Below are 25,087 nucleotides of genomic sequence, written 5' to 3' on the forward strand. Positions count from 1 at the left end.
AGATGCGGAGCCACCTCACGGTGCGTGCCGTCAGTTCTCCCTGGCGTGCCGTCAGCGGGTATCGGCGGGACGCGCTCTTGTTGCCGTGGCCGTTGATCGGCGATCCAATGTGGTCGCCGCCACACCGGCGCGGCGCGCGGTCGCGTGCGCCGACCACGGAAGACCGGCGCGGCCCGATGGGCATCCCGACCCGTCGCGGTCCGCGGCGAGGAGGAAGGGCTCATGGCACAGGTCCGGGTCACCGTCGACGGCGTGCAGTACGTCGACGAGGTCGAACCCCGCATGCTTCTGGTCTACTACCTGCGCGAACGGCTGGGAAAGACCGGAACCGTCGTCGGGTGCGACACCAGCAACTGCGGCGCCTGCACGGTCCATCTGAACGGGCAGAGCGTGAAGTCGTGCTCGGTGCTCGCCGTCCAGGCCGACGGCGCAGAGGTCACGACCATCGAGGGCCTCGCCCGCGACGGGCAACTGCACCCCGTCCAGAAGGCCTTCAACGAGTGTCACGCCCTGCAGTGCGGCTTCTGTACCCCGGGGATGGTCATGCAGGCCGTCGACCTGCTGGGGGACAACCCCGACCCGGACGAGCACGAGGTCCGCGAGGGCATCGAGGGCAACCTCTGCCGCTGCACGGGCTACCAGAACATCGTGCGGGCCGTGCAGAGCGCCGCGCACGCGATGAAGCCCGGCGTGGCGGCTCCCGTGGAGACCCCCGCGCCCGTGGCAGGGAGCTGACCCATGACCGACACCCAGCTGACCGCCGAACCCACCACAGGCGAATTCGGGAAGTCCCGGACCCGCAAGGAAGACGCCCGCCTCATCACCGGGCGGACCCGCTGGACCGACAACATCACGCTGCCCGGGATGCTGCACCTTGCTCTCGTGCGCTCGCCCGTCGCCCACGCCCGGATCACCGGGATCGACGCCGACGAGGCCCGCGCACTGCCCGGCGTCATCGCGGTCTACACCGCCGCGGACCTCGGGCTGGCCGAGGCGAGCCTGCCCAACGCCTGGCCGGTCACCCCCGACCAGAAGGCGCCGCAGGCGCCACCGCTGGCCGTCGACACCGTGCACTTCGCCGGCGACGCCGTCGCCGTCGTGATCGCCCGCGACACGGCCACGGCCCGCGACGCCACCGAGCTCGTCCTCGTCGACTACGACGACCTTCCGCCCGTTCTGGACATGGAGGAGGCGCTCGCCGAGGGCGCCACCCTGCTGCATCCGGACCTGGGCACGAACGCCAGCGCGCACTGGGTGTTCGACTCCGGTGAGGCCGGCACCGGCGGCAGCGCGAAGGAGGCGATCGCCGCAGCGGAGAACGACCCCGACGCGATCGTGGTCCGCCGCCGGTTCCGCCAGCAGCGGCTCATCCCGGCGTTCATGGAGCCGCGCTCCGTGGTCGTCGACCCCTCCGGCGAGCAGCTGACCATGTGGTCGGCGACGCAGATCCCGCACATCCTCAAGACGATGGCGGCCGCCACCACCGGCGTGCCCGAGCACAAGCTGCGGGTCATCGCCCCGGACGTCGGCGGCGGCTTCGGCGGGAAGCTGCAGGTCACGCCCGAGGAGATCGTCGTCCTCGCGGCGTCGGTGAAGCTCGGCAAGCCGGTGAAGTGGACCGAGACGCGCTCGGAGTCGCTGCTCTCGGCGCACCACGGCCGCGACCAGATCCAGGACATCACGATCGCCGCCAAGCGCGACGGCACCGTCCTCGCGCTGGACGTCGACCTGCTCGCCGACATGGGCGCCTACCTGCGCCTCGTGACGTCGGGCATCCCGATCCTCGGCGCGTTCATGTTCAACTCGATCTACAAGTTCCCGGCGTACCGGTTCGCCTGCACGAACGTGTTCACGTCCAAGACGCCCACCGACGCCTACCGCGGCGCCGGTCGTCCGGAGGCCACGTTCGCCATCGAGCGGATCATGGACGAGCTGGCGGCCGAGCTGGGTCGTGAGCCGCTGGAGCTGCGCGAGCAGAACTGGATCAAGCACGAGGAGTTCCCGTTCACCACGGTGTGCGGGCTGGAGTACGACTCGGGCAACTACGAGGCCGCCACGGCGAAGGCCAAGGAACTGCTCGGCTACGACGCGCTGCGCCGCGAGCAGCAGGAGCGGCGCGCGTCGGGCGACCCGGTGCAACTGGGCATCGGCATCTCGACCTTCACCGAGATGTGTGGGCTCGCCCCGAGTCGCGTCCTCGGGTCGCTGGCGTACGGCGCAGGCGGCTGGGAGAACGCGTCGATCCGGATGCTCCCGTTCGGCAAGGTCGAGGTGGTCACCGGCGTCTCGGCGCACGGTCAGGGTCACGAGACGGCGTGGAGCCAGATCGTCGCGGACCAGCTCGGGGTCCCGTTCGAGGACATCGAGGTGCTGCACGGCGACACCCAGATCTCGCCGAAGGGCATGGACACCTACGGCTCGCGGTCGCTGGCCGTGGGCGGGATCGCCGTGGTCAAAGCCGCGGAGAAGGTGGTCGCGAAGGCCCGCACGATCGCCGCGCACATGCTGGAGGCGTCCGAGGACGACCTGGAGTTCTCCGGCGGCCGGTTCGGGGTCAAGGGCACGGGCAAGGGCGTGACGATCCAGGAGGTCGCGACGACCGCGTGGGCGGCGCACGACCTGCCCGACGGCGTCGAGCCGTCGATCGACGCCGACGCCACCTACGACCCGGACAACTTCTCGTTCCCGCACGGCACGCACCTCGCCGCGATGGAGGTCGACACGGACACCGGGCGGGTGACGATCCGCAAGTACGTCTGCGTCGATGACGTCGGCAACGCGCTCAACCCGCTCATCATCGAGGGCCAGGTGCACGGCGGCCTCGCCCAGGGCATCGCGCAGGCGCTGTTCGAAGAGGCGAACTACGACGAGCAGGGAACGCTGGTCAACGGCACGTTCGTCGACTACACGCTGCCCTCGGCCTCGGACCTGCCGAGCTTCACCACGGACCGCACGACGACGCCGGCCACGAGCAATCCACTGGGCGTCAAGGGCGTCGGCGAGGCGGGCACGATCGCCTCGACCCCGGCGATCGTCAACGGGGTGATCGACGCGGTGCGGCACCTGGGCGTCAACGAGGTCGAGATGCCGTGCACGCCGCAGCGTGTGTGGCGGGCGGTCCAGGCGGCGCAAGGACGCGCCACCCAGGAGACGCCGGTCGACACCCACTCGCCAGGCGCAGGCCTCGGCTCGATCGACCCGAACAACCCGCAGGAAGAAGAGGTCCAGTGATTCCCGCGCAGTTCGACTACGTCAAGCCCGGCACGGTCGAGGAGGCCGTGGCGGCGCTGCAGGCGGGCGGCGAGGACGCCAAGATCCTCGCCGGCGGCCAGAGCCTCATCCCGGTGCTGCGGCTGCGGCTGGCCGCGCCGTCCGTGCTGATCGACCTCGGCGGGATCCCGGAGCTGCGGCGCATCCGCGACGACGGCGACCGGATCGCGATCGGGGCGATGGCACCGCACCACGAGGTGCTGCGCAACCACCTGGTCGGCGAGCACCTCGGGCTCCTGGCCCAGGCGACGGCCACCGTCGCCGACAACCAGGTCCGGCACCGCGGCACCCTGGGCGGCGCGCTCGCGCACGCCGATCCCGCGGGTGACCTCGGCGGGGTAGCACTGGCCCTGGAGGCGGAGTTCGTCATCGCCGGGTCGGGCGGTACGCGGACGGTGTCGGCCGACGAGTTCTTCGTCGACTACTTCACCACCGCGATCGGCGAGGACGAGATCCTCACCGAGGTGCGGTTCCCGAAGTACACGGGCTGGGGCAGCCACTACGAGAAGTTCAACCGCACCGCGCAGTCGTGGTCGATGGTGGCGATCGCCGCGGCTGTCCGGGTCGAGGGCGGCACGATCGCGGAGGCCCGGGTCGGGCTGACGAACATGGGCACCACCCCGCTGCGGGCGCGTGGCGTCGAGGAGGCCCTGGTCGGGCAGCCGGCGACGGCCGAGGCCGTGCGGACGGCGGCCGAGCGCGTCACCGAGGGCACGGCGGCGCCGAGCGACGCCGACGCCGCCGCGGACTACCGTGAGCACCTCGCCAGGGTCCTCACCGGCCGCGCGGTGCTGGCTGCGGCGGGCTGACGACCTTTTCGGACGCCCGCCCCTCTCCGGGGCGGGCGTTCGTCTTCTGTGGAGGAGACTTCCATGAAGCTCGAGAACAACTTCACGATCGACGCGCCGGTCGAGAAGGCCTGGGCGGCCCTCAACAACCCCGAGACAGTCGCCCCCTGCTTCCCCGGCGCAACGCTCACGACGTACGAGGGCGACTCGTTCGCCGGCACGGTCAAGGTCAAGCTCGGCCCGATCGCGATGACCTACAAGGGCAAGGGCACCTACGTCACCCGCGACGAGGCCGCCCACGAGGTCGTGATCGAGGCCAACGGGCGCGACTCGCGCGGTAACGGCACGGCGAACGCCACGGTGACGGCCTCGCTGGCGGCGGAGGGGGCTGACCGGACGGCCGTCTCGATGGTCACCGACATGACGATCACCGGGAAGCCGGCGCAGTTCGGCCGCGGGGTGATCTCGGACGTGGCCGACAAGATCATCGGGCAGTTCGCCGCGTGTGTGGCGCGGAAGCTGGCGCCGGCCCCTGAGGAGTCCACGGCGGAGGAGGCCGTGCCGGTGGCGGCGACGGCCGCACCCGCGTCGGAGGCGACCTCCGACATCCCGGCGCCCTCCGCCCAGCCGGCTCGGCCTGCGCCGGCACCGGCGGGGGGCTCGGAGGCGATCTCGGACTCGGTCGCGGAGCGGACCGCGTCGTCGAACGGGGCGGCTCCGGGGGCTCCCGGCGCTTCGGAGGTCGAGGCGCCGGTCTCGGCGGAGGTCGCCCCGGATCCCGCGACGACGTCGCCGGTGTCCACGCCGTCCTCCACGGCCCGCACCGCGGCAGCCCCGGCCTCGGCCGCGGGCGGGACGGGCCTGCGCGCCCCGGTGCGCAGCGAGGTCGACGCGATCGACCTGCTCGACACCGCCGGAGCACCGGTCCTGCAGCGCCTCGTCCCGGTGCTGGGCGGCGGCCTGCTCCTGGTGCTGGTGGTCCTGCTGGTCCGGCGGCTGCGCGCCGGCTGACCGCAACGCAGGACTCGCGTGCACGAACGCAAGACTCGCGTACCTGAGTCGTGCGTTCGTGTACGTCGGGGCGTGCGGTGGCGGGCGGTGCGCTCCACGATGGCGACGTGCACCCCGGACCGAACAACGCCCTGACCGACGTCGCAGGCCTCCGGGTCGGACACGCACAGGTGCCCACCGCGCTGTCGGGCACCACCGTCGTGCTCACCCCGCCGGACGGCGCCGTCGCCGGGGTCGACGTCCGGGGTGCCGCGCCGGGCACCCGCGAGACCGACCTGCTCGAGCCGCACACCACGGTTCAGCGCGTGCACGCCGTCGTCCTGAGCGGCGGCAGTGCGTTCGGGCTCGCCGCCGTCGACGGGGTCATGACGCGGCTCGCCGCCGCGGGTGTCGGCTTCCCGGTCCCCGGCGCGGTGGTGCCGATCGTGCCCGCGGCGGTGCTGTTCGACCTGGGCCGCGGCGGCCCGGCGGACGATCCCGCGCTGCGCCCGACCGCCGCGACCGGTTCGGCGGCCGTCGACGCCGCGTCCGGCGGGCCGGTGACCCAAGGTGCGGTCGGGGCCGGGACCGGTGCCCTGGTGGGCGGCCTCAAGGGCGGGATCGGGACGGCGAGCGCGGTCCTCGACGACGGCACCACCGTGGCGGCCCTCGCGGCCGTGAACGCGGCCGGCTCGGCCGTGGACCCGGCGACCGGGGAGCTGCACGCGACGCGGCTCGGGCTGCCGGGCGAGTTCGCGCAGCCGCGCGTCGGCGCAGCGGCGCGTGCGGCGTTGCAGGCGATTGCCGACTCCGTCCGACCGCGGCTCGGCACGGCGACCACCCTCGCGGTCGTCGCCACCGACGCGACCCTGGACAAGGCCGGGTGCGGGCGGCTGGCGACGATGGGCCACGACGGGCTGGCCCGCGCACTCGCGCCGGTGCACACGGCGGTGGACGGCGATACGGTGTTCGGGCTCGCGACGTGCTCGCGTCCGGTCCTCGACGTCGCCGGGCTCATGGCGCTGCACGCCGCCGCCGCGGACGTCGTCAGCAGGGCCGTGGCGCACGCCGTGCTGGCGGCGGAGACGGCGACGACGCCCGCGGGCACCTTCCGGTCGTACCGCGACGTGGCGACGTCGGGCTGATCGCGCCGGGCCGCCCATCCTGTGGCCGTGCTGTGGCAGCATGACCGCCGTGGAACCGGCTGGTCTTGCGGCTTTCCTGGCCGAGCATCCGCCCTTCGAGGCGCTCGGTCCGGAGGCGCTCGACGAGATCGCCCACGACGCGCATGTCGAACGGTTCGACGACGCCGCCCTCATCCACGACGGCTTCAAGGAGCCGACCGACGAGGTGTTCGTCGTGGTCGCGGGGCAGGTGGCCGTCCTGTGGAACGACTCCCGTCAGGCGTCGTCCGACCCCGACGACATCCTCGGGCCCGGCGACGTGTTCGGCTTCCGGGCGATGCTCACCGGGCGGTCGCTCGGCCCGCGCGCGGTCGCGTGCGGCGCGGCCACGGTGGCGCGCATTCCCGCGTCGCTCGCGGGGCCGGCGTTCGCGACCCGCAGCGGGGCACGGTTCCTGGTCGAGACCATGGTGCCGGACCGCCGGGCGACGGACGTGCCGAGCTACAGCAGCGTCGACGACCTGATCGAGCGCGAACCGCTGCTCGTCGACCCGGACACCACGGTCGGCGAGGTCGCGAGGTGGATGACGGACCGGGGCGTCCCGGCCGTGGTCGACCTCGGCGGCGGACGGTTCGGCCTGATCACCGACGCCGTGCTGCGCGCCCGGGTCCTGGTCGACGGCCGATCGGCCAGCACGCCTGCGCGCGAGATCATGGACACCACGGCACCGGTCGTGCACCTGGACGACACCGCCGCCGAGGCGCTGATGCTGCTGCTCGAACGCGACGCCGAGTTCCTCCTGGTGACCGACCGCGCCGGGGTGCTCCGCGGGGTCGTGTGCCCCCGTGACTTCGCCATCTCGCCGATCACCGTCGGGGTCTCCCTGCACGAGCAGCTGCGCCGGGCCACGAGCATCGAGGAGCTGGCCACATTCGCGGGTCGGGTCCCGCCCATGCTCGGCGATCTCCTGTCGCGTGGGCTGGGCGCCGGCCGGGTGATCGCGGTGTACTCCGGTTTCCTCGACACGATCATCCGGCGGGCGATCGGTCTGGTGTTCGCCCGGCACCCGGAACTGTCCGTCGACGCCTTCACCTGGCTGTCGCTGGGGAGCAACGGCCGCAGGGAAGCGGTGCTGAGCTCGGACGTCGACTCGGCGGTCGCGTTCGACGACGCCGTCGACGCCGAGACCGTGCCGGCCTACCGCGCCGCGTTCGCCGAGGTCTCGGGCGTGCTGGCCACCGCAGGCCTCAGCGCGGACGGCCACGGCACCACAGCGCAGGCGGCCATGTTCTCGCGGACGAACGCCGACTGGCGCGCCGCCGCTCGGCAGTGGCTGGCGGCGCCTGCCGACCACAACGGCGCCATGATGACCTCGCTGCTCGTGGACGGCCGTCCCATCCACGGGGATCCGGGCCTCCCTGCCGTGAGCCGCGTGTTCAACGATCTGCGTGAGCATCCGGGAACGATGCGGCTGCTGCTGCGCGAGTCGCTGGCGTACCGGGCGAAGCTCCGGTCGGCGTGGTTCCCGGCCCGTCGCCAGGAGACCTTCGACATCAAGACGCACGGGCTGCTGCCGGTCGTGAATGTCGCGCGCTGGGCCGCGCTGAGCGTGGGCTCGGCCGTGCTGCCGACCACCGAACGGCTCCGGGCCGCGTCCGGCTCCGCCATGCTCCCGGCCGACTCGGCCGCCACGCTGATCGAGGTGTTCGACGTGCTGCAGCGGCTGCGTCTGCGCTACCAGATCCGGCAGTACGGGGCAGGCGAGCAGCCGACCGACGTCGTCACGCTGAAGTGGCTGTCGCCGCTGGACCGGAGCGTGATCGCCCAGGCGGTCCGGGAGATCTCCGCCGTCCAGCGCCGGATGGACAACGTGTCGAACTACGTCGCCGTCGAGGAGTGGGCCTCACCGGGACGGGCATGACCCGGACGTCACACCGCCCCCGACCGCAGCTCGGTCGGGGGCGGTGTGACGGCACCAGTCAGGCGGCGCCCGGAGTCGGCGGCCCGGGCAGCCGGTAGCCGGACGGCGCGACGGTGATCCGCAGCGCCGCGGCCCACGACCCGTCGGCCACGTACTGCTTCAACGCGGCGTTGACCTGGTCGACCAGCGCCGTGTTGCCCTTCTTGATCCCGACGCCGTAGTTCTCGTCGGAGAAGCCCTTACCGACGACCTTGAGCTTGCCCTGGTACTGCGGCTGCGCCGCGAAGCCGGCGAGGATCACGTCGTCCGTGGTCACCGCGTCGACCTCGCTGTTGTTCAGCGCCTGCACGCAGTCGGAGAACCGCGGGAGCTCCTTGAGCTGGATGCGCCCCCGGTAGAAGTTGAGCACGTTCTCCGCCGACGTCGTGCCCGGCACGGAACACAGGTCCTTGCCGTCCAACGTGGTCGGTCCGCTGATCTCGGTCTCGTTGCGCCGGACCAGCAGGTCCTGGTGGGCGACGAAGTACGGGCCGGCGAAGTCGACGACCTGCTTGCGGGCGTCGGTGATCGTGTAGGTGGAGAACACCATGTCGGCCTGGCCGCTGGTGAGCAGGGACTCCCGGTTGCCCGGATCGGCCTGCACCCAGGTGATCCCGGACTCCGGAACGCCCAGCGCCTTGGCGACGTACTTCGCCGTCTCCACGTCGAAGCCGCTGTAGGTGTCGCCGTCCTTGAACCCGAGTCCGGGCTGGTCGAACGAGATGCCGATGGTGACCTTGTCGAGCTTGGCCGCGCCGGGTATCGGGGCGGGCTGCTGGTTCGGCCCCTCGCTCGAGCCCCCGCAGGCGGCCAGCGTGGTCACGATCAACCCGGCGAGGGCGACGACCACGCCCGCCCGCCGTAGCTTTCCCATCACCGCGAGTCCTTCCCGTCATCGTCACGCCGCACGAAGCTGCCGTCGTCGTTCAGGTCTTCCGAGTCGCGTCCCTTGGTGACCGGGTCGTGCTCGGCGACGTCGAGGTCGTCGGGGCCGACGCCCTCTCCATAGGTCGGGCCGTCGTCCGACCAGACCGGCTTGAGCCTGTCGCCGGTGTTCTCCACGACCTTCGGTTTCACCACCCGCCAGCCGATGGCGAGGGCGAGGGCGATGAGCGGGATCCCGAAGACGACCACCAGGAAGTTGACCTTGTGGCTGAGGTAGGGCGAACTCTGCCAGCCGGAGATGCCCATGCCGACGACCACCAGCGCGAGGAAGGCCAGCCCGATGTAGCTCGTGTACGGGGAGCCCGGCATCTGGAACGTGCTGGGTGGAATCACCCCGCGGTCGCTCAGCTGTCGCAGCCGGATCTGGCAGACGAAGATCGTGCCCCAGGTGAAGATCACGCCGATCGCGGCCGCCTCGAGGGCGATCTCGAACGCGTCGGGGGCGAAGAAGTTCAGCAGCGACCCGAAGACGTACACCACCGACGTCATGACGATGCCGGCCCAGGGCACGCCCTGGCTGCTCATCTTGAGGGTGAAAGGAGGTGCCTGCTTGCTCATGCCCAGGCTGCGCAGCACGCGCCCGGTCGAGTACAGACCGGCGTTCAGGCTCGACAGGGCGGCGATGATGAGCACGACCTGGATCGCCGTGGTCATCCAGGTCAGGCCGAGCCGCTCGAAGACCGTCACGAACGGGCTGGTGCCGGACTTGTACTCCGAGGTGGGCAGCATCGACACCAGCAGCAGGATCGAGCCGCAGTAGAAGACGGCGATGCGCATGATGACCGCGTTGACCGCCTTCGGTACTTCGGTCTTCGCGTCTTCCATCTCCCCGGCCGCCACGCCGACCATCTCGATCGCGGCGTAGGCGAACACCACGCCGGACATGGCGAGGATCGGCCCGTACCAGTTGAAGTCACCGGAGCTCGGCCAGAACCCGCCGGGGTTGCTCCACAGGTTGTGGAAGCCGGCCTCGTGGCCGCCGATGCTGAACCCGCCGATCACGACCACGAGCCCGACGACCAGGAAGATCACGATCGCACCGACCTTGGCGATCGCCGCCCAGAACTCGAACTCGCCGAACGCCCTGGCCGACAGGAGGTTGACCACCAGCACCACGGCCAGGGCGATGAGCACCGTCGCCCAGGTGGGCATCAGCGGGAACCAGTACTGCACGTAGAGGCCGACCGCCGAGAGCTCGGCGATCCCGGTGAGCGCCCAGTTCAGCCAGTACATCCAGCCGGTGACGAAGGCCCACTTCTCGCCGTAGAACTCCCGCATGTAGGAGACGAAGGCGCCGGAGGTGGCGCGGTGCAGTACCAGCTCGCCCAGCGCCCGCATCAGGAAGTACGCGATGACGCCCACGAAGGCGTAGGTGAACAGCAGTGCCGGGCCGTTGTTGTGCAGCCGGGAGGCCGAGCCCAGGAACAGGCCCGTGCCGATCGCCCCGCCGATCGCGATCATCTGGACGTGGCGGCGCCCGAGCGACTGTTTGTATCCGGCCTGTTCGGCGTCGAGAGAATTGCGTGGAGCTTCGGTCTGCGTCATGGCACCGTCCTCACCTGGGGGTCGTCACGAACCTGGCGCCCTTGCCGTGCTGTCGCTCTGAAGGCGGAAGTCGGGAAGATCCCGAGGTGCACGGAGCGTATGGGCGAGCCGGAACGGCGGCAAGAGAAGGCAAGGACGTTGACGGTGCACGACTCATCCGTTACAAAACGGCGCTCGCGGGCAGGCCTGACCTGCGGCAATGGTCCGTTTCGGGCTTTTTGTCGCGGCGGGTGCCGTCGTCAGCCGCCGGCGAACGGTGGCAGCACGTCGAGGAGTGCACCGTCGTGCAGAGAGAGCTCCCGGTCACGGACCGCGACCTCGTCCAGCAGGAAGCTGCACCGGCCGAGCACCCGGCCGAAATCGTTGCCGTGCGTCGCGCCCACGGTCTTGAGCAGGATGTCGACCGTCGCGCCGGGTGGCACCTCGACGGCCTCCGTCTCGACGCCCGCGGCGGCGCGGGCCGCGGCGTAGTAGCGCACCGTCACCGTCACGGGTTCTAGCCCCCGATCGCGCTCATCGGCCGGTCCGGCTGCAGGAACCCCGGCTCGTCGATCCCGTGCCCGGCGAGCTTGCCCCACATCGCGGTCCGCCAGACGTCGGCGATCTCCGTGTCCGCCGCGCCGCCGCGGACCAGCGCCCGCAGGTCGGTCTCCCCGCGGGCGAACAGGCACGACCGCACCTGGCCGTCCGCCGTCAGGCGGGTGCGGTCGCAGGCCCCGCAGAACGGGCGGGTGACCGAGGCGATCACGCCCACCGCGGCCGGACCGCCGTCGACGAGCCAGCGCTCGGCAGGCGCGGCGCCGCGCTCGTGGCCGTCGGCGGTCAGGGTGAACGCGGTGCGCAGGGCGGCGAGGATCTCTCCGGCCGTGACCATCTCGGCGCGCTCCCAGCCGTGCTGGGCGTCGAGCGGCATCTGCTCGATGAAGCGCAGCTCGTAGCGGTGGTCGACGGCGAAGCGCAGCAGGTCGACGGCCTCGTCGTCGTTGACCCCCCGCAGCAGGACCGTATTGATCTTCACGGGGGACAGGCCTGCCTCGCGGGCGGCGGCCATGCCGTCGAGGACGTCGCCCAGCCGGTCGCGGCGGGTGATCTCGGCGAAGCGCTCGGGGCGCAGGGTGTCGAGCGAGACGTTGAGCCGATTGACGCCGGCGGCGGCGAGCGCGGCGGCGCGGCGGGCGAGGCCGATGCCGTTGGTCGTCAGCGAGATGTCCGGACGCGGGGTGAGCGCGGCCGACGCGGTGATCACGTCTTCGAGCCCGCGGCGCAGCAGCGGCTCGCCACCGGTGAAGCGCAGTTCGTGCACGCCCAGGTCGCGGACGGCGATCGTGATCAGCCGGACCAGCTCGGCGTCGGTGAGCTGCTCGGCGCGGGGCATCCAGGGCAGGCCCTCGGCGGGCATGCAGTAGGTGCAGCGCAGGTTGCAGCGGTCGGTGAGCGAGATCCGGAGGTCCGTGGCCACCCGGCCGAAGCGGTCGACGAGCCGTGGGTCGTCCGGTCGGGCAGGGTCACGGGGCGCCGCGCCGCCCGCACGCAGCGCCGGGAGACCGAGCTCGGTGGTCGTCACCCTACGAGCGTAACCGCCCTGCGCGCGCCGTGATCGGGGTCGAATAACTGCAAGGGTAGGTCACTCCGCAGAAGCGGGGATACAGTGCCGTCCATGCCGCAGTTCCGAATCGCCGAGGCCGCCCGGCTGCTCGGCGTCAGTGACGACACCGTCCGGCGGTGGGTCGATGCCGGCACACTTCCCGTGCAGACCGACGCGTCGAACCGCAAGGTCGTCGACGGCGCGGCGCTGGCCGAGTTCGCCCGGAGGAACGCGAACGCCGCCCCCGACCCGTCGGGCGTCGGCCGGTCCGCCCGCAACCGCTTCGTCGGCCTGGTCACCGAGGTGATCACGGACAAGGTGATGGCGCAGGTCGAGATGCAGTGCGGTCCGCACCGGGTGGTCTCGCTGATGAGCAGCGAGGCCGCGCGCGAGCTCGGGCTGGCGCCGGGTGTGCTGGCCGTCGCGGTGATCAAGTCGACGAACGTGGTGGTCGAGACCCCCGGCGGAATCTCGTGAGAGCCCGCGTGCTGGCCGTCGCGGGCCTCACCCTGCTGCTGGCGGGCTGCGGCGGGGGGTCGCAGCCCGCCGGCACGGCACCGGCGTCGGCGTCGGGGTCGACTTTCGCGGAGTCCGGCACGCTCACGGTTCTCGCCGCCGCGTCACTGACCGAGGCGTTCACCGCGCTGGAGAAGCAGTTCGAGGCCGCCCACCCGGGCGTCGACGTCAAGCTGAACTACGCCGGGTCGTCCGATCTCGCCCAGCAGATCGTCAACGGCGCGCCCGCCGACGTCTTCGCCGCGGCGAGCGCCGCGACCATGAAGACGGTCACCGACGCCGGCATGACCGCCGGCCCGCCGACGGTCTTCGCCACGAACGTCCTGCAGATCGCGACCGCGCCGGGCAACCCCGAGGGCATCGCGTCGTTCGCCGACCTCGCGAAGCCGGACCTCAAGGTCGTCGTCTGCGCGCCGCAGGTGCCCTGCGGCGCGGCCGCGGAGAAGATCGAGAAGGCCACGGGCGTGGCGCTCCGCCCGGTCAGCGAGGAGGCCGACGTCAAGTCGACCCTGGGCAAGGTGACCAGCGGCGACGCCGACGCCGGGCTCGTCTACGTCACGGACGTCTCCTCCGCGAAGGGCACCGTTCAGGGCGTCGACTTCCCGGAGGCGGATCAGGCGACCACCGACTACCCGATCGCCGTGCTCGAGGAGGCGCCGCAGGCGCAGCTCGCACAGCAGTTCGTCGACCTCGTGACGGGCGACGAGGGGCAGCATGCCCTGAAGACGGCCGGGTTCGGTCCGGGGACGTGACGAGGGCCCGGACCCCGACGCGGGCGTCTGCCGTCGCCCTGCCCCGCCTCCTGTGGGTTCCTGCGGCGTTCGCGTTCGCGCTGGTCGCGTCGCCCGTGGTCGGGCTCCTCCTGCGCGCCGACTGGCCGCGCATGCCCGAGCTCCTGACCAGCGGGGCCGCCCTCGACGCGCTGCGGCTCTCGGTTGTCACCGGCGCGATCTCGACGCTGCTGTGCGTCGTCCTCGGCGGCCCGCTCGCGGTGGTCCTCGCCCGCGGGCAGCTGCCCGGACTGCGGGTGCTCAGATCGGTGGTGCTGCTGCCGCTGGTGCTGCCGCCGGTCGTCGGCGGGCTCGCGCTGCTGTTCCTGCTGGGTCGGACCGGCCTGCTCGGCAAGCGTCTCGACACGTGGTTCGGCATCACGATCCCGTTCACGACGACGGCGGTGGTGCTCGCGCAGACCTTCGTCGCACTGCCGTTCCTCGTGGTCAGCGTGGAGGGTGCGTTGCGCACGGCGGGCGGGCGGTACGAGGCCGTCGCCGCGACGCTGGGCGCCCGTCCCGGCTACGCGTTCCGGCACGTCACCGTCCCGCTCGTGCTGCCCGGACTCGCCTCGGGCTCGGTGCTGGCGTTCGCCCGGTGCCTGGGCGAGTTCGGTGCGACGACGGCGTTCGCCGGCAGCCTGCAAGGCACCACCCGCACGCTGCCCCTGCTCGTGTACCTGCAGCGCGAGACCGACGTCGACGGCGCGGTGGCCTTGTCGCTGCTGCTCGTGGCGGTCGCGGTGGTGGTGATCGCCGTGGGGCGCTCGCGGACGGCGGAGGGTCTGTCGTGACCGGGGGAGTGGCTGCCGGGCTCGACGCCGCCGTCGTCGTCCACCGTTCCGGCTTCACCGTCGACGTCGCGCTCACCGTCGCGCCCGGCGACGTGCTGGCCGTCCTCGGCCCCAACGGGGCGGGCAAGTCGACGGTGCTCGACGTGCTCGCGGGGCTGCTGCAGCCCGATGCCGGGCACGTCCGGCTCGGCGGTCGCACGTTGACCGGCGACGGTGCACACGTGCCCCCGCACCGCCGCGGCGTGGGTCTCCTGGCCCAGCAACCCCTGCTCTTCCCGCACCTGTCCGCCCTGGCCAACGTCGCGTTCGGGCCGCGGGCCCAAGGCCTGCCCCGCCGGGCTGCGCTGACCCGCGCCGGGGAACTGCTCGACGCCGTCGACATGGGTGCGTTCGCGGAGCGACGGCCGGGTCAGCTCTCCGGAGGCCAGCAGCAGCGGGTTGCGCTCGCCCGTGCGCTGGCCGCCGGCCCCGACCTGCTGCTGCTCGACGAGCCCCTCGCGGCGCTGGACGTCGACACCATGCCCGCGATGCGGGCGTTGCTGCGCCGCACGATCCGGGACAGCGGGCGGACGGCCGTCCTCGTCACCCACGCCGCCCTCGACGCGCTGGTGCTCGCCGACCGGGTGGCGGTGCTGTCCGACGGGGCCGTCGTCGAGGAGGGGGCGACGCGCGAGGTGCTCGCCCGCCCGCGCAGCCCCTTCGCCGCCCGGATCGCCGGGCTCGACCTCGTGCCCGGCACCGCCTGCCCCGAGGGACTGCGCACGGCCGACGGGCTCGTCGTCGCCGGGCACGCCGAGGGCACCGTCGTCGGGGATCCGGCGGTCGCGGTGTTCCCGCCCGCAGCCGTGGCGGTGTTCGCGGAGAGGCCGCACGGCAGCCCGCGCAACGCCGTGCCGGTCCGGCTCGCGGCGGTCGAGCCGCACGGCGACCTCGTGCGGCTGCGTGCCGCGGTGCGCGACGGCGGTCCGGTGTGGGCCGAGGGGCTGGCCGCGGACGTCACTCCCGCGGCGCTCGTCGACCTGCCTGCTGAACCAGGCGCTCAGCTGTGGTTCGTGGTGAAGGCGACGGAGGTGGCGATCCACCCGGCCGGCCGACGGGCGTGACCGGAGAGCCACGGGACGACATTCCCGCTGGGGTGAGCTGGTCAAACGAGGTCTCACTCCGTGGTGCCCGAGCGTCACCCGACCACCGATCGTGTGTCTTACGCACACGTCGGAGGGCTCGTAGCGTCGCGCGGCGTGACCCGGTCCCTGCGTGCACTCCCGTGGGTGATCGCCCTGGTGCTCTTTGCGGGCCTCGTCGGCCCGGGGTTCGGACGGGCGGCGGCGGACCCGGCGACGTGGATCGTGCACACCCGTACCGCGGCCGACTCGGACGCGGTCGTGCACGACGGCGGGATCACGCCGACGGCGGTGTTCGGCAGCGCGGTCGCCGGCTTCGCGGCACCCCTGACGTCGGCGCAGTTGGGCGTGGTCCGCAGGCATCCGGGTGTGCTCGGGGTGGAGCGCGACCAGGCGGGTGCACCGGCCGAACCGCGGACCACGCGGCTGTCGGCCGCGGACGCCGGAGGGCAGGGCAACTGGGGCCTCGACCGGATCGACCAGCGCGCCCTGCCCCTGGACGGCCGGCACGCCGTGAAGGCGACGGGCGCGGGGGTGGCGATCTACGTGCTCGACACCGGTGTCGACACCACACATCCCGAGTTCGACGGCCGTGCGCAGCCGGCGTTCAACGCTGTCGACCGCACCGCCGACGACTGCGACGGCCACGGCACGGTCGTCGCCGGGATCGCCGCGTCCCGGCTGCACGGCGTCGCGCCGCAGGCGCAGGTCCGGTCGGTGAAGGTGCTCGACTGCAACGGGGTGGGGACGCTCTCGTCGCTGCTGTCGGGGATCGACTGGGTCGCGCGGAACGCGCAGCGGCCTGCGGTGGCGGTGATGTCGTGGAGCTACGGCCCGTCCGACGCGCTGGCGGCGGCGGTGCGGTCGCTGGTCGACGGCGGGGTGTTCGTGGCGGCGTCGGCGGGCAACACGGGAGCCGACGACTGCGCGGCCCTGCCGCGGGCGGTACCCGGCGTGACGGTCGTGGCGAGCTCGGCGCGCGACGACAGACGGGTCACCGCGTCGAGCACCGGCCCGTGCGTGGACGTCTACGCCCCCGGTGCGTCGATCATGTCGACGGCCGCGAAGGGCGGGGTCCAGTCGTGGTCGGGCACGTCGATGGCGGCGCCGCACGTGGCGGGGGTGGCGGCGCTCTACAAACAGGTGCACGGCGACGCCCCGAGCGCGGACGTCGAGAAGTGGATCGTCGACCACGCGACGCCGGGGGTGGTGCAGGGCGGCGACGTGGGCGGGACCCCGAACCGGCTGCTCTACGCCGGTGATCTCTAACCCCGCGTGTCTTGCGTTCCGAGCCGCCAGGTCGCGATGACGTCGTGGGCCGCCGTTCCCCCGGGCCCGGCGCCCAGTCGGCTGCGGACGAGGTGCAGCGCGTCGGCGGTCCAGGGCGTTCCGGTGAAGTCCTTGAGTGCGTCGACGGCCGGACGCAGGTCGGAGCCAGGCCGCGCCCGGGCAAGGGTGAGGTGCGGGCGGTATGGGCGGTCGTCGACCGGAATGCCGCACCGCCGGGCAACCGCTCCCACCGAGCCGGCGAGACCGCGCACACCGGTGTGACCGCGCCGGGCGTCGGCGCCGAGGTCGTGCACCCGGATCCAGAGCACGCGGTCACCGAACCGTCCGCCTCCGCCCAGCGCGAGTTCCGTCGGCGGATGGCGACGGGCGGCGCGGGCGAGGCGCTCGGCGAGCGCCGGAAGCACGCCGTCGTCGAGCCCGTCGCCCTCGATGTCGCCGAGGAATGCCAACGTGAGGTGCCACTGCCCGGGTGGAGTCCAGCGCAGGCCTGGGTCTGCGGCCTGAACCGGCGCGAGGGCGGCGGCGAGCTCGGCCAGTGCCGATGCCGGCGGGACCAGAGCGACGAACGCGCGCACCCCGTCGGTCAGGCCGGCTCGATGACCTCGAACCCCGCGTACGGCACCAGCGCCTCGGGGATCCGCACCGACCCGTCGCGCTGCTGCCCCTGCTCGAGGATCGCCACCAGGGTCCGCCCGATCGGCATCGCCGAGCTGTTGAGCGTGGCGGCGAACCCGCGGCTGCCGTCGGCGGTGCGCGTCCGGATGCTCGCGCGCCTCGCCTGGAACGTGCCGCAGTCCGACGCCGACGCGATCTCCCGGTACTTCTGCTGCCCCGGCAGCCACACCTCGACGTCGTAGGTCGTCTGCGCCGAGAAGCCCATGTCGCCGGCCGCCAGCTTGATCACCCGGTAGGCCAGCCCGAGCCCCTTCAACACCGCCTCGGCGTGCGTCACGAGCAGTTCCAGCTCGTCGCGCGACGTCGACGCCTCCACGATCCGCACCAGCTCGACCTTGGAGAACTCGTGCATCCGGATCAGCCCGCGGGTGTCGCGGCCGTACGAGCCGGCTTCCGACCGGAAGCACGGGGTGTGCGCGGTGTAGGCGAGCGGGAGGTCGTCGACGGCCAGCGTCTCCCGGGCGTGCATGTTCGTCAGCGGCACCTCGGCCGTCGGGATGAGGTACAGCTCGCGGTCCGCGACGCCGGTCTTGAACAGGTCCTGCTCGAACTTCGGCAGCTGGCCCGTCCCGGTCATCGTCTCCCGGTTGACGAGCGTGGGAACCGAGAACTCGGTGTAGCCGTTCTCCTCGGCGAGGTCCAGGAAGTAGCGGGCCAGCGCGCGCTCCAGCTTCGCGCCCTTCCCGCGCAGCACGGCGAACCGAGGGCCCGCGAGCTTCGTCGCGCGCGGCAGGTCGAGGATGCCGAGCTTCTCGGCGAGGTCGACGTGGTCGAGTGGGGCGAAGTCGAGCACGGGCGGCTCGCCGACGGTCCGGATCAGCTCGGCGTCGTCGTCGCTGCTGCCGTCCGGGACGTCGTCGGCGGGCAGGTTCGGGATGCCCATCAGCAGGTCCTGCAGCTGCGCGTCCAGGTCGCGCGCCTCGGTCTCCGCGTCCGCGACGACCGTCTTCAGCTCGCGGGCGCGCTCCACCAGCGCCGGGCGCTCGTCCGGCGACGCCGATCGGACCGAGGTGGCCGTCCGCTTGGACTCCGCGCGGGCCTCGTCGCCGCGGTGGATCGCGGCGTTGCGGGCGGAGAGCAGCTTCTCCAGCGCGGTGACGTCGAGCGCGTAGCCGCGCCGGGCGAGCCGCCGCACGGCGTCGGTGGCCGGGTCGAGCAGGACGCGAGGGTCGTGCATCTCCTCAGGCTATCGCCGGGCCGCCAACGGGTTTCGGGCGCGTTGCGAAGCGGTACGTGGCGCCGTCGGTGGATCTACGCTCCACCGATCGCGGTCGGAGGAGGAACCCGTGAGAGAGACCGGTGACCCACGCGAGGACGGCATCGAGGCCTTCGGCTACCGCCAGGAGCTGAAGCGCTCGCTGAACTTCACGGACCTGCTGGTCTACGGGCTGATCTTCATGGTGCCGATCGCCCCGTTCGGCATCTTCGGCAGCGTCTTCCAGGCCTCCGGCGGGATGGTCGTGCTGGCCTATCTGGTCGGCGCGGTCGGCATGGCGTTCACCGCTGCGTCGTACGCACAGATGTCGAGGGCGTTCCCGGTGGCCGGGTCGGTGTACACGTACGCAGGCCGCGGGGTCGCCCAGCCCGTGGGCTTCCTGGCCGGGTGGATGGTGCTGCTGGACTACGTGCTGGTCCCCGGACTGCTCTACCTGATCTCCGGGGTGGCCATGAACTCAATCCTGCCGGCGGTTCCGGTGTGGGCGTGGGTGGCCGTGTTCGTCGTGCTCAACACCGTCGTCAACTACTTCGGCATCGAGACCACCGCCCGGATCAACAAGGTGATGCTGGTCGCCGAGCTGATCGTGCTCGCGATCTTCCTGGTGGTCGGCGTGGTCGCGCTGGCGAACGGCGCCGGCCGCGGGTTCGCGCTCACCCCGCTCTACGACAGCAGCACGTTCTCGCTCGGCCTCGTCTTCGGTGCGGTGTCGATCGCGGTGCTGAGCTTCCTCGGCTTCGACGGCATCTCCACCCTCGCGGAGGAGAACCGGGACTCCGCGCGCTCCGTCGGCCGGGCCATGATCGCGGCACTGGCGGTTGCCGGACTGCTGTTCGTCGTGCAGACCTGGGTCGCGGCACTGCTCGTCCCGGACCCGCAGCGGCTGATCGCCGAGGGCGACGCGGGGGGCACGGCTTTCTACGACGCCGCGGCGGTGGCGGGCGGGGCCTGGCTGTCCACCCTGACGGCGGTGGCCACGGCGGTGGCCTGGGGGTTCGCCAACTCACTCGTCGCGCAGGCGGCGACGTCACGCCTGCTGTTCGCGATGGCCCGCGACCGGCAGCTGCCGGCGTTCCTGCGTCGTGTGCACCCCCGGCGCCGTGTCCCGGTGAACGCGACGCTGCTCGTCGCCGTCCTCTCGCTGGTGCTCGGCATCTACATGAGCACCCGTGAGGACGGCATCACGCTCATGTCGACGCTGGTCAACTTCGGTGCGCTGTCGGCGTTCCTGGTCCTGCACGTCTCGGTGGTGGTGCACTACATGATCCGCCGGCGGAGCAGGGACTACTGGCGGCACCTCGCCGTTCCGGTGATCGGCTTCCTGATCCTCGCCTACGTCGTGGTGAACGCCCAGGTCGCCGCCCAGACGCTCGGCTTCGTCTGGCTCGTGCTCGGGATCGTCGTCCTCGTCGTGCTGCTCGCCACCGGCCGCCGGCCGACCATGGCGGTGCCGTCCGAATCGTGAACGGCAGGGGTGGTGCGGCCCTGCCCCGCGGCGCAGGATGTGCGCTACCCCACACATGGTGAGGAGTCGCCGTGCCCCCTGCCGTCCCGTCGTACGCCTCCGGAACCTCCGACGTCCCGCTGCTCGGCGACACCATCGGCGACGGCCTCGACCGCACCGCCGCCCGCCGTCCCGACGGCGAAGCCCTCGTCGAGGTGGCCACCGGGCGCCGCTGGACCTACGCCGAGTTCGTCGCCCAGGTCGACGCGCTGGCGTTCGGGCTGCTCGGCGCCGGTGTCCGCACCGGCGACCGGGTCGGGATCTGGGCCCCGAACGTCGCGGAGTGGGTGTTCGTCCAGTACGCGACGGCGAAGATCGGCGCGATCCTGGTCAACATCAACCCGGCGTACCGCACCCACGAGCTGGAGTACGTGCTCAACCAGGCGGGCGTCTCGGTGCTCGTCGCCGCCCGCAGCTTCAAGACGTCCGACTACGCGGGCATGATCGACGAGGTCCGGCCCCGCTGCGCCGGCCTGCGGCGGGTGGTGCTGCTCGGCTCGGCGGAGTGGGACGCGCTGGCGTCCGCGAGCGGCGACCGCGACGAGCTGGCGCGGGTGCAGGCATCGCTGAGCCCGGACGACCCGATCAACATCCAGTACACGTCCGGCACCACGGGCTTCCCCAAGGGCGCCACGCTGAGCCACCACAACATCGTCAACAACGGGTTCTTCGTCGGGAGCCTCTGCGGCTACACCGAGGACGACCGCGTCTGCATCCCCGTGCCCTTCTACCACTGCTTCGGCATGGTCATGGGCAACCTCGGCTGCACCACCCACGGCGCGACGATGGTCATCCCGGCGCCCGCGTTCGACCCGGCCGCGACGCTGCGCGCCGTCGCCCAGGAGCGGTGCACCTCCCTCTACGGGGTACCGACGATGTTCATCGCGGAGCTGGGCGCGGCCGACTTCGACTCGTACGACCTGTCGTCGCTGCGCACCGGGATCATGGCCGGCTCGCCGTGCCCGGTGGAGGTGATGAAGCAGGTCGTCGACCGGATGGGCATGACCGAGGTGACCATCTGCTACGGCATGACCGAGACCTCGCCGGTGTCGACGCAGACCCGCGCCGACGACACGCTGGACCGGCGCGTGTCGACCGTCGGCAGAGTCCATCCGCACGTCGAGGTCAAGGTCGTCGACCCGGCTACGGGGCGGACGCTGCCCCGCGGCGAGCCCGGTGAGCTGTGCACCCGCGGTTACTCGGTGATGCTCGGCTACTGGGACGAGCCGGAGAAGACGGCGGAGACGATCGACGCCGCACGCTGGATGCACACCGGCGACCTGGCGGTGATGGACTCCGGCGGCTACGTGAACATCACCGGCCGGATCAAGGACATCGTCGTGCGCGGCGGGGAGAACATCTCGCCGCGTGAGGTCGAGGAGTTCCTCTACACGCATCCGGACGTGCGCGACGTGCAGGTCGTCGGGGTGCCGGACGTGCGGTACGGCGAGGAGCTGTGCGCGTGGGTGATCCTGCGCGACGGCGTCTCCGGCCTGACGCCGGAGGCCGTGCGCGAGTTCGCGGGCGGCCGGTTGGCGGCGTACAAGATCCCGCGGTACGTGCTGGTGGTCGACGAGTTCCCGATGACGGTCACGGGCAAGGTGCGCAAGGTCGAGATGCGGGAGCGGTCGGTGGACATGCTGGATCTCGGCGACGCGGCGGCGGTGCGCACGGCGTGACGGCGGGGCGTCGGCGCACGGCGGAAGGCTGCTGCGCGGACGCCCGACTTCGCAGTATCGTTGCGGTCGCGCGTCCCGGTGCACGCACCTGGGGCGCGTTCGTCGTGCGGGCGGTGCTGCGCGCGAGGTGGACGATCGAGGAACGGGTGAGCAGGGTGCCGACCGGCAGGGTCAAGTGGTACAACGCCGACAAGGGCTTCGGGTTCCTCGCCCAGGACGGCGGCGAAGACGTCTACGTCCGCAAGGCCGCGTTGCCGGCCGGGGTGCCGGGGTTGAAGCCGGGGCAGCGTGTCGAGTTCGGCATGGCCGAGGGCCGGCGCGGGCCGCAGGCGCTCTCGGTCCGGCTGGTCGACTCGCCCCCGTCCGTGGTCGAGGCCGCGCGCCGGCCTGCCGAGGAGCTGCACGGCCTGATCGAGGACATGATCCGTCTGCTCGAGACCAAGGTGCAGCCGGACCTGCGCCGCGGCCGCTACCCGGAGCGGCGCACCTGCAAGCTGGCGGCGGAGGTCGTGCGGGCGGTGGGGCGCGACCTCGACGGCTGAGGGCTGTGACCGATCCGGCACGACGCATCCACTCCGGCTCCGCGCGGGGCGGCTGCCCCGCGCCGGATCAGGGGCCGGTCGCGTTCAGCACCCAGCTGCCCCGCACGGGGAACTCGAGCTCGCCGGTGTCCTCGTTGAGCTGCGGTGCCGGGCCGAACTGCTGCACCTGCGCCGCGACGAGCCGGTCCGTGGCCTCGGGGAGCGTCAGCGTGTAGTCGTGCTGCTGCTTCGCCGGGAACAGCGGGCTGCGGGCGTCGACCTGCTCGCCGCCGGCGTTGCGGTAGCTGAACACCACGTGCCAGGGCGCCTCGGCGACGCCGTCGGGCACGTTCACCTGCAGCGGCGTCCCGGCCGGGACGGCGAGCTGGACGGGCGCGGCGGCGTCGTCGGAGCAGTCGGTGAGCTTGAGGTCGCAGTACTGCGTGGGACGGGCGGCGACGCTGGTGCCCGCCGCGGCGAACGTGACCTCGGGCGGTGTGCCGCTCCCGCAGCCGGCCGCGAGCAGGGCGACGGCGGCGAGGACGAGGCGGCGGCGCACGTCGGCAGCCTACGTGCCGGGCGGGAACGCAGGACTCGCGTGCAGGAACGCACGACTCGCCGGGCAGGAACGCGCAACTCACGGTCAGTGGGGCGCGGCGGGGTGGGGCTCGGGGCTGGGGTCGGCGTGGGGTCGGGTGCCGAGGAACGGCAGCAGGGTCTTCCCGCGGCCGACGAGCGCCGCCTGGATCCCGACCAGCACCATCGTGCCGGCGACGATGCCGAAGCCGAGGCGGAAGGAGTCGTGGGGGAGCAGGACACCGAGCGCGCCGCCGGCCACCCACGCGAGCTGCAGCACCGTCTCCGAGCGGCCGAACGCCGAGGCGCGGGAGCGTTCAGGCAGGTCGCGCTGCACCACGGCATCCAGTGCGACCTTGGCCAGCGCGCTGCAGGTCGCGGCCACCAGCGCCGTGAGCGCGGCCGTGCCGATGCCGGGCAGGAAGGCCGCGACCACCGCGGCGGTCGCGGCGATGGCGACGGCCGAGAGCACCAGGGCGTCGGAGTGGTCGAACCGCTGTCGTGACCCGATCGCGTTCCCGACGAACGACCCCACCCCGGCGGCCGCCCCGACCACGCCGATGAGCAGCAGCTGCCGGGTGGGTTCGGTCTCGGTCTGCGCCTTGACGACGAACGCGACGAAGAGCGTGAGGAAGCCGGTCAGCACGCGGGCCGCGCCGTTGCCCCACAGCGCCACCAGCGCAGCGCGCCCCATCGCGATGCGCTCGCGGCGGGCCGGTGGCTCCGTCTCGTGCAGGGTCGCCGGCACCTCGCCCTCGGTGACCTCCACCCACGCCGGGATCCGCAGGCAGAGCAGCACACCGGCGACGCTGAGCGCCGAGGTGAAGAACAGGGCTCCCGGCGAGCCCCACATCGCCGCGATCCCGGCGGCCAGGCCGCCGAACACCGCTCCGGAAGCGAGCCCGAACGTGGTGAGCCGGGAGTTGGTGGTGACGAGAGTGATCGTCTCCGGCAGGACCCGCGGGGTGACGGCAGCCTTGAGGACCACGAACGACTTGCTCAGCACCATCGCCCCGAGCGCCGCCGGGTAGAGCACCCAGCCGTCGTAGCCGAACGCCATGACCACCGCCAGCACGGCGCGTCCACCGAAGGAGACGGCGAGGGCGACGCGTCGCCCGCGCTGCAGGCGGTCGAGCAGGGGCCCGATCACCGGCGCGACGACCGCGAACGGCGCCACGGTGATCGCGAGGTACAGCGCGACGTTCGTCTTGCTCTCCGCGGTGGCTGCGGCGAAGAACAGCGTGTTGGCCAGCGCGACGGCCACGGCGGCGTCCACGGCGTAGGTCATCATCGTCGCGTAGGTCAGCGCGGTGAGCCCGGAGCGGTCGGCGCCGTCGGCGGTCGCCGCGCGATGGAAGGCCCGGATGCCGTTCTCGGTGATCTCGCGGCTGCGCAGCGCCGCGACCCGGGTCACTGTCAACTTGCGCGGCATGCGCCGCGGCGGAGCGGCCGTCGGGATTCCGGTGGGGGGCGTGGCGTCGTCGTCCACGACGTCCGTCGCGGTGTGCCCGGGCCACGGGGTGCCGGCCCCCGGACGGCAGACGGCGGTGTCGACCTCCGGGCTCCACCGGCGGATCACCGGCGCGCCGTCGGTGCCCACCCACCGTCGCCGGTATCCGAACGCCACGCGGCCATTCTGGCCCACCACCCCCACCACCCGGACGCGGCGCCGGGGCCGCCACCCGCCCGGGCGGGTGCCTTCTCTAGGAGACGAACCGGACTCGGAAGGTCACAGGCCAGAGCTTCCCGGTGATGAGCAACGTGCCGTCGTCGCCCGGCACGGCGGCGATGCCGTTGAGCACGTCCGTGTCCGCCCGCTGCGCCGGGTCGAGCAGCCCGGCCGCGTCGACGACGGCGGTGACCCGCCCGGTCGCCGGGTCGATCCGCACGATGCGGTCGGTCTGCCAGACGTTCGCCCACACCTGCCCGTCGACGCACTCCAGCTCGTTGAGCCGGTCGACCGGCGCCCCGTCGAGAGTCACGGCGACCGAGCCCTGCTCGGCGAAGGTGGCGGGGTCGTGGAAGCGCAGGCGGTCCGTGCCGTCGCTGCGGACGAGCCGCGCGCTCTGTCCATTGGACGGCTCGCCGTCGTGTCCATTGGACGGCTCGCCGTCGTGTCCATTGGACGGCTCGCCGTCGTGTCCATTGGACGGCTCGCCGTCGTGTCCATTGGACGGCTCGCCGTCGTGTCCATTGGACGGCTCGCCGTCGTGTCCAT

General features: G+C 72.5%; 23 protein-coding genes and 1 pseudogene. 15 read left to right on the forward strand and 9 right to left on the reverse strand.

Features of this window, described 5'->3' with window-relative positions:
* The first annotated feature begins 222 nt into the window (after positions 1-222).
* The 6 genes from RM445_RS15075 (at position 223) to RM445_RS15100 (ending at position 8,093) form a co-directional block, all read left to right on the forward strand.
* Complete coding sequence (locus RM445_RS15075) at positions 223-735, forward strand: (2Fe-2S)-binding protein (protein ID WP_311556874.1); 513 nt, start codon at positions 223-225, stop codon at positions 733-735.
* 3 nt (positions 736-738) lie between these two features.
* Complete coding sequence (locus RM445_RS15080) at positions 739-3,231, forward strand: xanthine dehydrogenase family protein molybdopterin-binding subunit (protein WP_311556875.1); 2,493 nt, start codon at positions 739-741, stop codon at positions 3,229-3,231.
* Entirely contained in the window at positions 3,228-4,079 is an 852-nt protein-coding gene (locus RM445_RS15085; protein WP_311556876.1) for an FAD binding domain-containing protein, read from the forward strand. Before RM445_RS15080 ends, RM445_RS15085 begins: the two co-directional genes overlap by 4 nt.
* 63 nt (positions 4,080-4,142) lie before the next feature.
* Positions 4,143-5,069, forward strand: a complete 927-nt coding sequence (locus tag RM445_RS15090; protein ID WP_311556877.1) for an SRPBCC family protein — start codon at positions 4,143-4,145, stop codon at positions 5,067-5,069.
* Between the two features lie 107 nt (positions 5,070-5,176).
* On the forward strand, positions 5,177-6,193 hold the full coding sequence (locus RM445_RS15095; RefSeq protein ID WP_311556878.1) for a P1 family peptidase: 1,017 nt from the start codon (positions 5,177-5,179) through the stop codon (positions 6,191-6,193).
* Positions 6,194-6,233: 40 nt separating this feature from the next.
* Complete coding sequence (locus tag RM445_RS15100) at positions 6,234-8,093, forward strand: putative nucleotidyltransferase substrate binding domain-containing protein (protein ID WP_311556879.1); 1,860 nt, start codon at positions 6,234-6,236, stop codon at positions 8,091-8,093.
* Positions 8,094-8,151: 58 nt separating this feature from the next.
* Here the strand turns inward: RM445_RS15100 and RM445_RS15105 are convergent, their stop codons facing one another.
* The 4 genes from RM445_RS15105 to moaA form a co-directional block, all read right to left on the reverse strand.
* Positions 8,152-9,006: a glutamate ABC transporter substrate-binding protein gene (locus tag RM445_RS15105; protein ID WP_311556909.1), complete on the reverse strand. Its 855-nt coding sequence runs from the start codon at positions 9,004-9,006 to the stop codon at positions 8,152-8,154.
* A complete protein-coding gene (locus RM445_RS15110; RefSeq protein ID WP_311556880.1) occupies positions 9,006-10,622 on the reverse strand; it encodes an amino acid permease in 1,617 nt (538 codons plus the stop codon). The genes RM445_RS15105 and RM445_RS15110 overlap by 1 nt, the downstream gene beginning before the upstream one ends.
* Before the next feature lie 239 nt (positions 10,623-10,861).
* A complete protein-coding gene (locus RM445_RS15115) occupies positions 10,862-11,113 on the reverse strand; it encodes a MoaD/ThiS family protein (RefSeq protein ID WP_311556881.1) in 252 nt (83 codons plus the stop codon).
* 5 nt (positions 11,114-11,118) lie between these two features.
* A complete protein-coding gene (moaA, locus tag RM445_RS15120) occupies positions 11,119-12,186 on the reverse strand; it encodes a GTP 3',8-cyclase MoaA (protein ID WP_311556882.1) in 1,068 nt (355 codons plus the stop codon).
* Positions 12,187-12,279: 93 nt separating this feature from the next.
* Between moaA and RM445_RS15125 the strand changes: the two genes are divergently transcribed.
* The 6 genes and pseudogenes from RM445_RS15125 (at position 12,280) to RM445_RS15145 (ending at position 16,677) form a co-directional block, all read left to right on the forward strand.
* Positions 12,280-12,684, forward strand: coding sequence for a TOBE domain-containing protein (locus RM445_RS15125; RefSeq protein WP_311556883.1), 405 nt, complete (start codon positions 12,280-12,282; stop codon positions 12,682-12,684).
* A complete protein-coding gene (modA, locus tag RM445_RS15130) occupies positions 12,681-13,475 on the forward strand; it encodes a molybdate ABC transporter substrate-binding protein (RefSeq protein ID WP_397469305.1) in 795 nt (264 codons plus the stop codon). Before RM445_RS15125 ends, modA begins: the two co-directional genes overlap by 4 nt.
* Positions 13,472-14,287, forward strand: coding sequence for an ABC transporter permease (locus RM445_RS15135; RefSeq protein ID WP_311556884.1), 816 nt, complete (start codon positions 13,472-13,474; stop codon positions 14,285-14,287). The genes modA and RM445_RS15135 overlap by 4 nt, the downstream gene beginning before the upstream one ends.
* A gap of 68 nt (positions 14,288-14,355) precedes the next feature.
* Positions 14,356-14,775: pseudogene (locus RM445_RS32750) on the forward strand (ATP-binding cassette domain-containing protein); the annotation flags it as partial.
* A 39-nt stretch (positions 14,776-14,814) separates the two neighbouring features.
* Positions 14,815-15,390 (forward strand): TOBE domain-containing protein, encoded by a 576-nt coding sequence (locus RM445_RS32755; RefSeq protein ID WP_449619183.1) that lies wholly within the window; start codon positions 14,815-14,817, stop codon positions 15,388-15,390.
* A gap of 135 nt (positions 15,391-15,525) precedes the next feature.
* On the forward strand, positions 15,526-16,677 hold the full coding sequence (locus tag RM445_RS15145; RefSeq protein ID WP_311556886.1) for a S8 family peptidase: 1,152 nt from the start codon (positions 15,526-15,528) through the stop codon (positions 16,675-16,677).
* Here RM445_RS15145 and thpR read toward each other — a convergent pair.
* Together thpR and serS are read right to left on the reverse strand one after the other, a co-directional pair.
* Positions 16,674-17,273: an RNA 2',3'-cyclic phosphodiesterase gene (gene thpR / locus RM445_RS15150; protein WP_311556887.1), complete on the reverse strand. Its 600-nt coding sequence runs from the start codon at positions 17,271-17,273 to the stop codon at positions 16,674-16,676. The two genes, RM445_RS15145 and thpR, sit on opposite strands and share 4 nt — an antisense overlap.
* An 8-nt stretch (positions 17,274-17,281) precedes the next feature.
* Positions 17,282-18,550, reverse strand: a complete 1,269-nt coding sequence (serS, locus tag RM445_RS15155; protein ID WP_311556888.1) for a serine--tRNA ligase — start codon at positions 18,548-18,550, stop codon at positions 17,282-17,284.
* A 109-nt stretch (positions 18,551-18,659) separates the two neighbouring features.
* Here serS and RM445_RS15160 point away from each other — a divergent pair, with 109 nt between their 5' ends.
* The 3 genes from RM445_RS15160 to RM445_RS15170 all read left to right on the forward strand — a co-directional run bounded on the left by RM445_RS15160 (position 18,660) and on the right by RM445_RS15170 (position 22,314).
* Entirely contained in the window at positions 18,660-20,054 is a 1,395-nt protein-coding gene (locus RM445_RS15160; RefSeq protein ID WP_311556889.1) for an APC family permease, read from the forward strand.
* A 71-nt stretch (positions 20,055-20,125) separates the two neighbouring features.
* The gene (locus RM445_RS15165) at positions 20,126-21,772 is read left to right on the forward strand and encodes an AMP-binding protein (protein ID WP_311556890.1); all 1,647 of its coding nucleotides are present in this window, start codon (positions 20,126-20,128) and stop codon (positions 21,770-21,772) included.
* A gap of 155 nt (positions 21,773-21,927) precedes the next feature.
* Positions 21,928-22,314, forward strand: a complete 387-nt coding sequence (locus RM445_RS15170; RefSeq protein ID WP_311556911.1) for a cold-shock protein — start codon at positions 21,928-21,930, stop codon at positions 22,312-22,314.
* Positions 22,315-22,381: 67 nt separating this feature from the next.
* Here the strand turns inward: RM445_RS15170 and RM445_RS15175 are convergent, their stop codons facing one another.
* The 3 genes from RM445_RS15175 to RM445_RS15185 all read right to left on the reverse strand — a co-directional run.
* Positions 22,382-22,852: a DUF2771 family protein gene (locus RM445_RS15175; RefSeq protein ID WP_311556891.1), complete on the reverse strand. Its 471-nt coding sequence runs from the start codon at positions 22,850-22,852 to the stop codon at positions 22,382-22,384.
* Positions 22,853-22,936: 84 nt separating this feature from the next.
* Complete coding sequence (locus tag RM445_RS15180; RefSeq protein WP_311556892.1) at positions 22,937-24,496, reverse strand: MFS transporter; 1,560 nt, start codon at positions 24,494-24,496, stop codon at positions 22,937-22,939.
* Positions 24,497-24,572: 76 nt separating this feature from the next.
* The coding region (locus RM445_RS15185; protein WP_311556893.1) for a glutaminyl-peptide cyclotransferase at positions 24,573-25,087 on the reverse strand (515 nt) is incomplete at its 5' end.

The sequence above is a fragment of the Pseudonocardia charpentierae genome, assembly GCF_031845345.1.
In the GTDB taxonomy this organism is placed as follows: Bacteria; Actinomycetota; Actinomycetes; order Mycobacteriales; family Pseudonocardiaceae; genus Pseudonocardia; species Pseudonocardia charpentierae.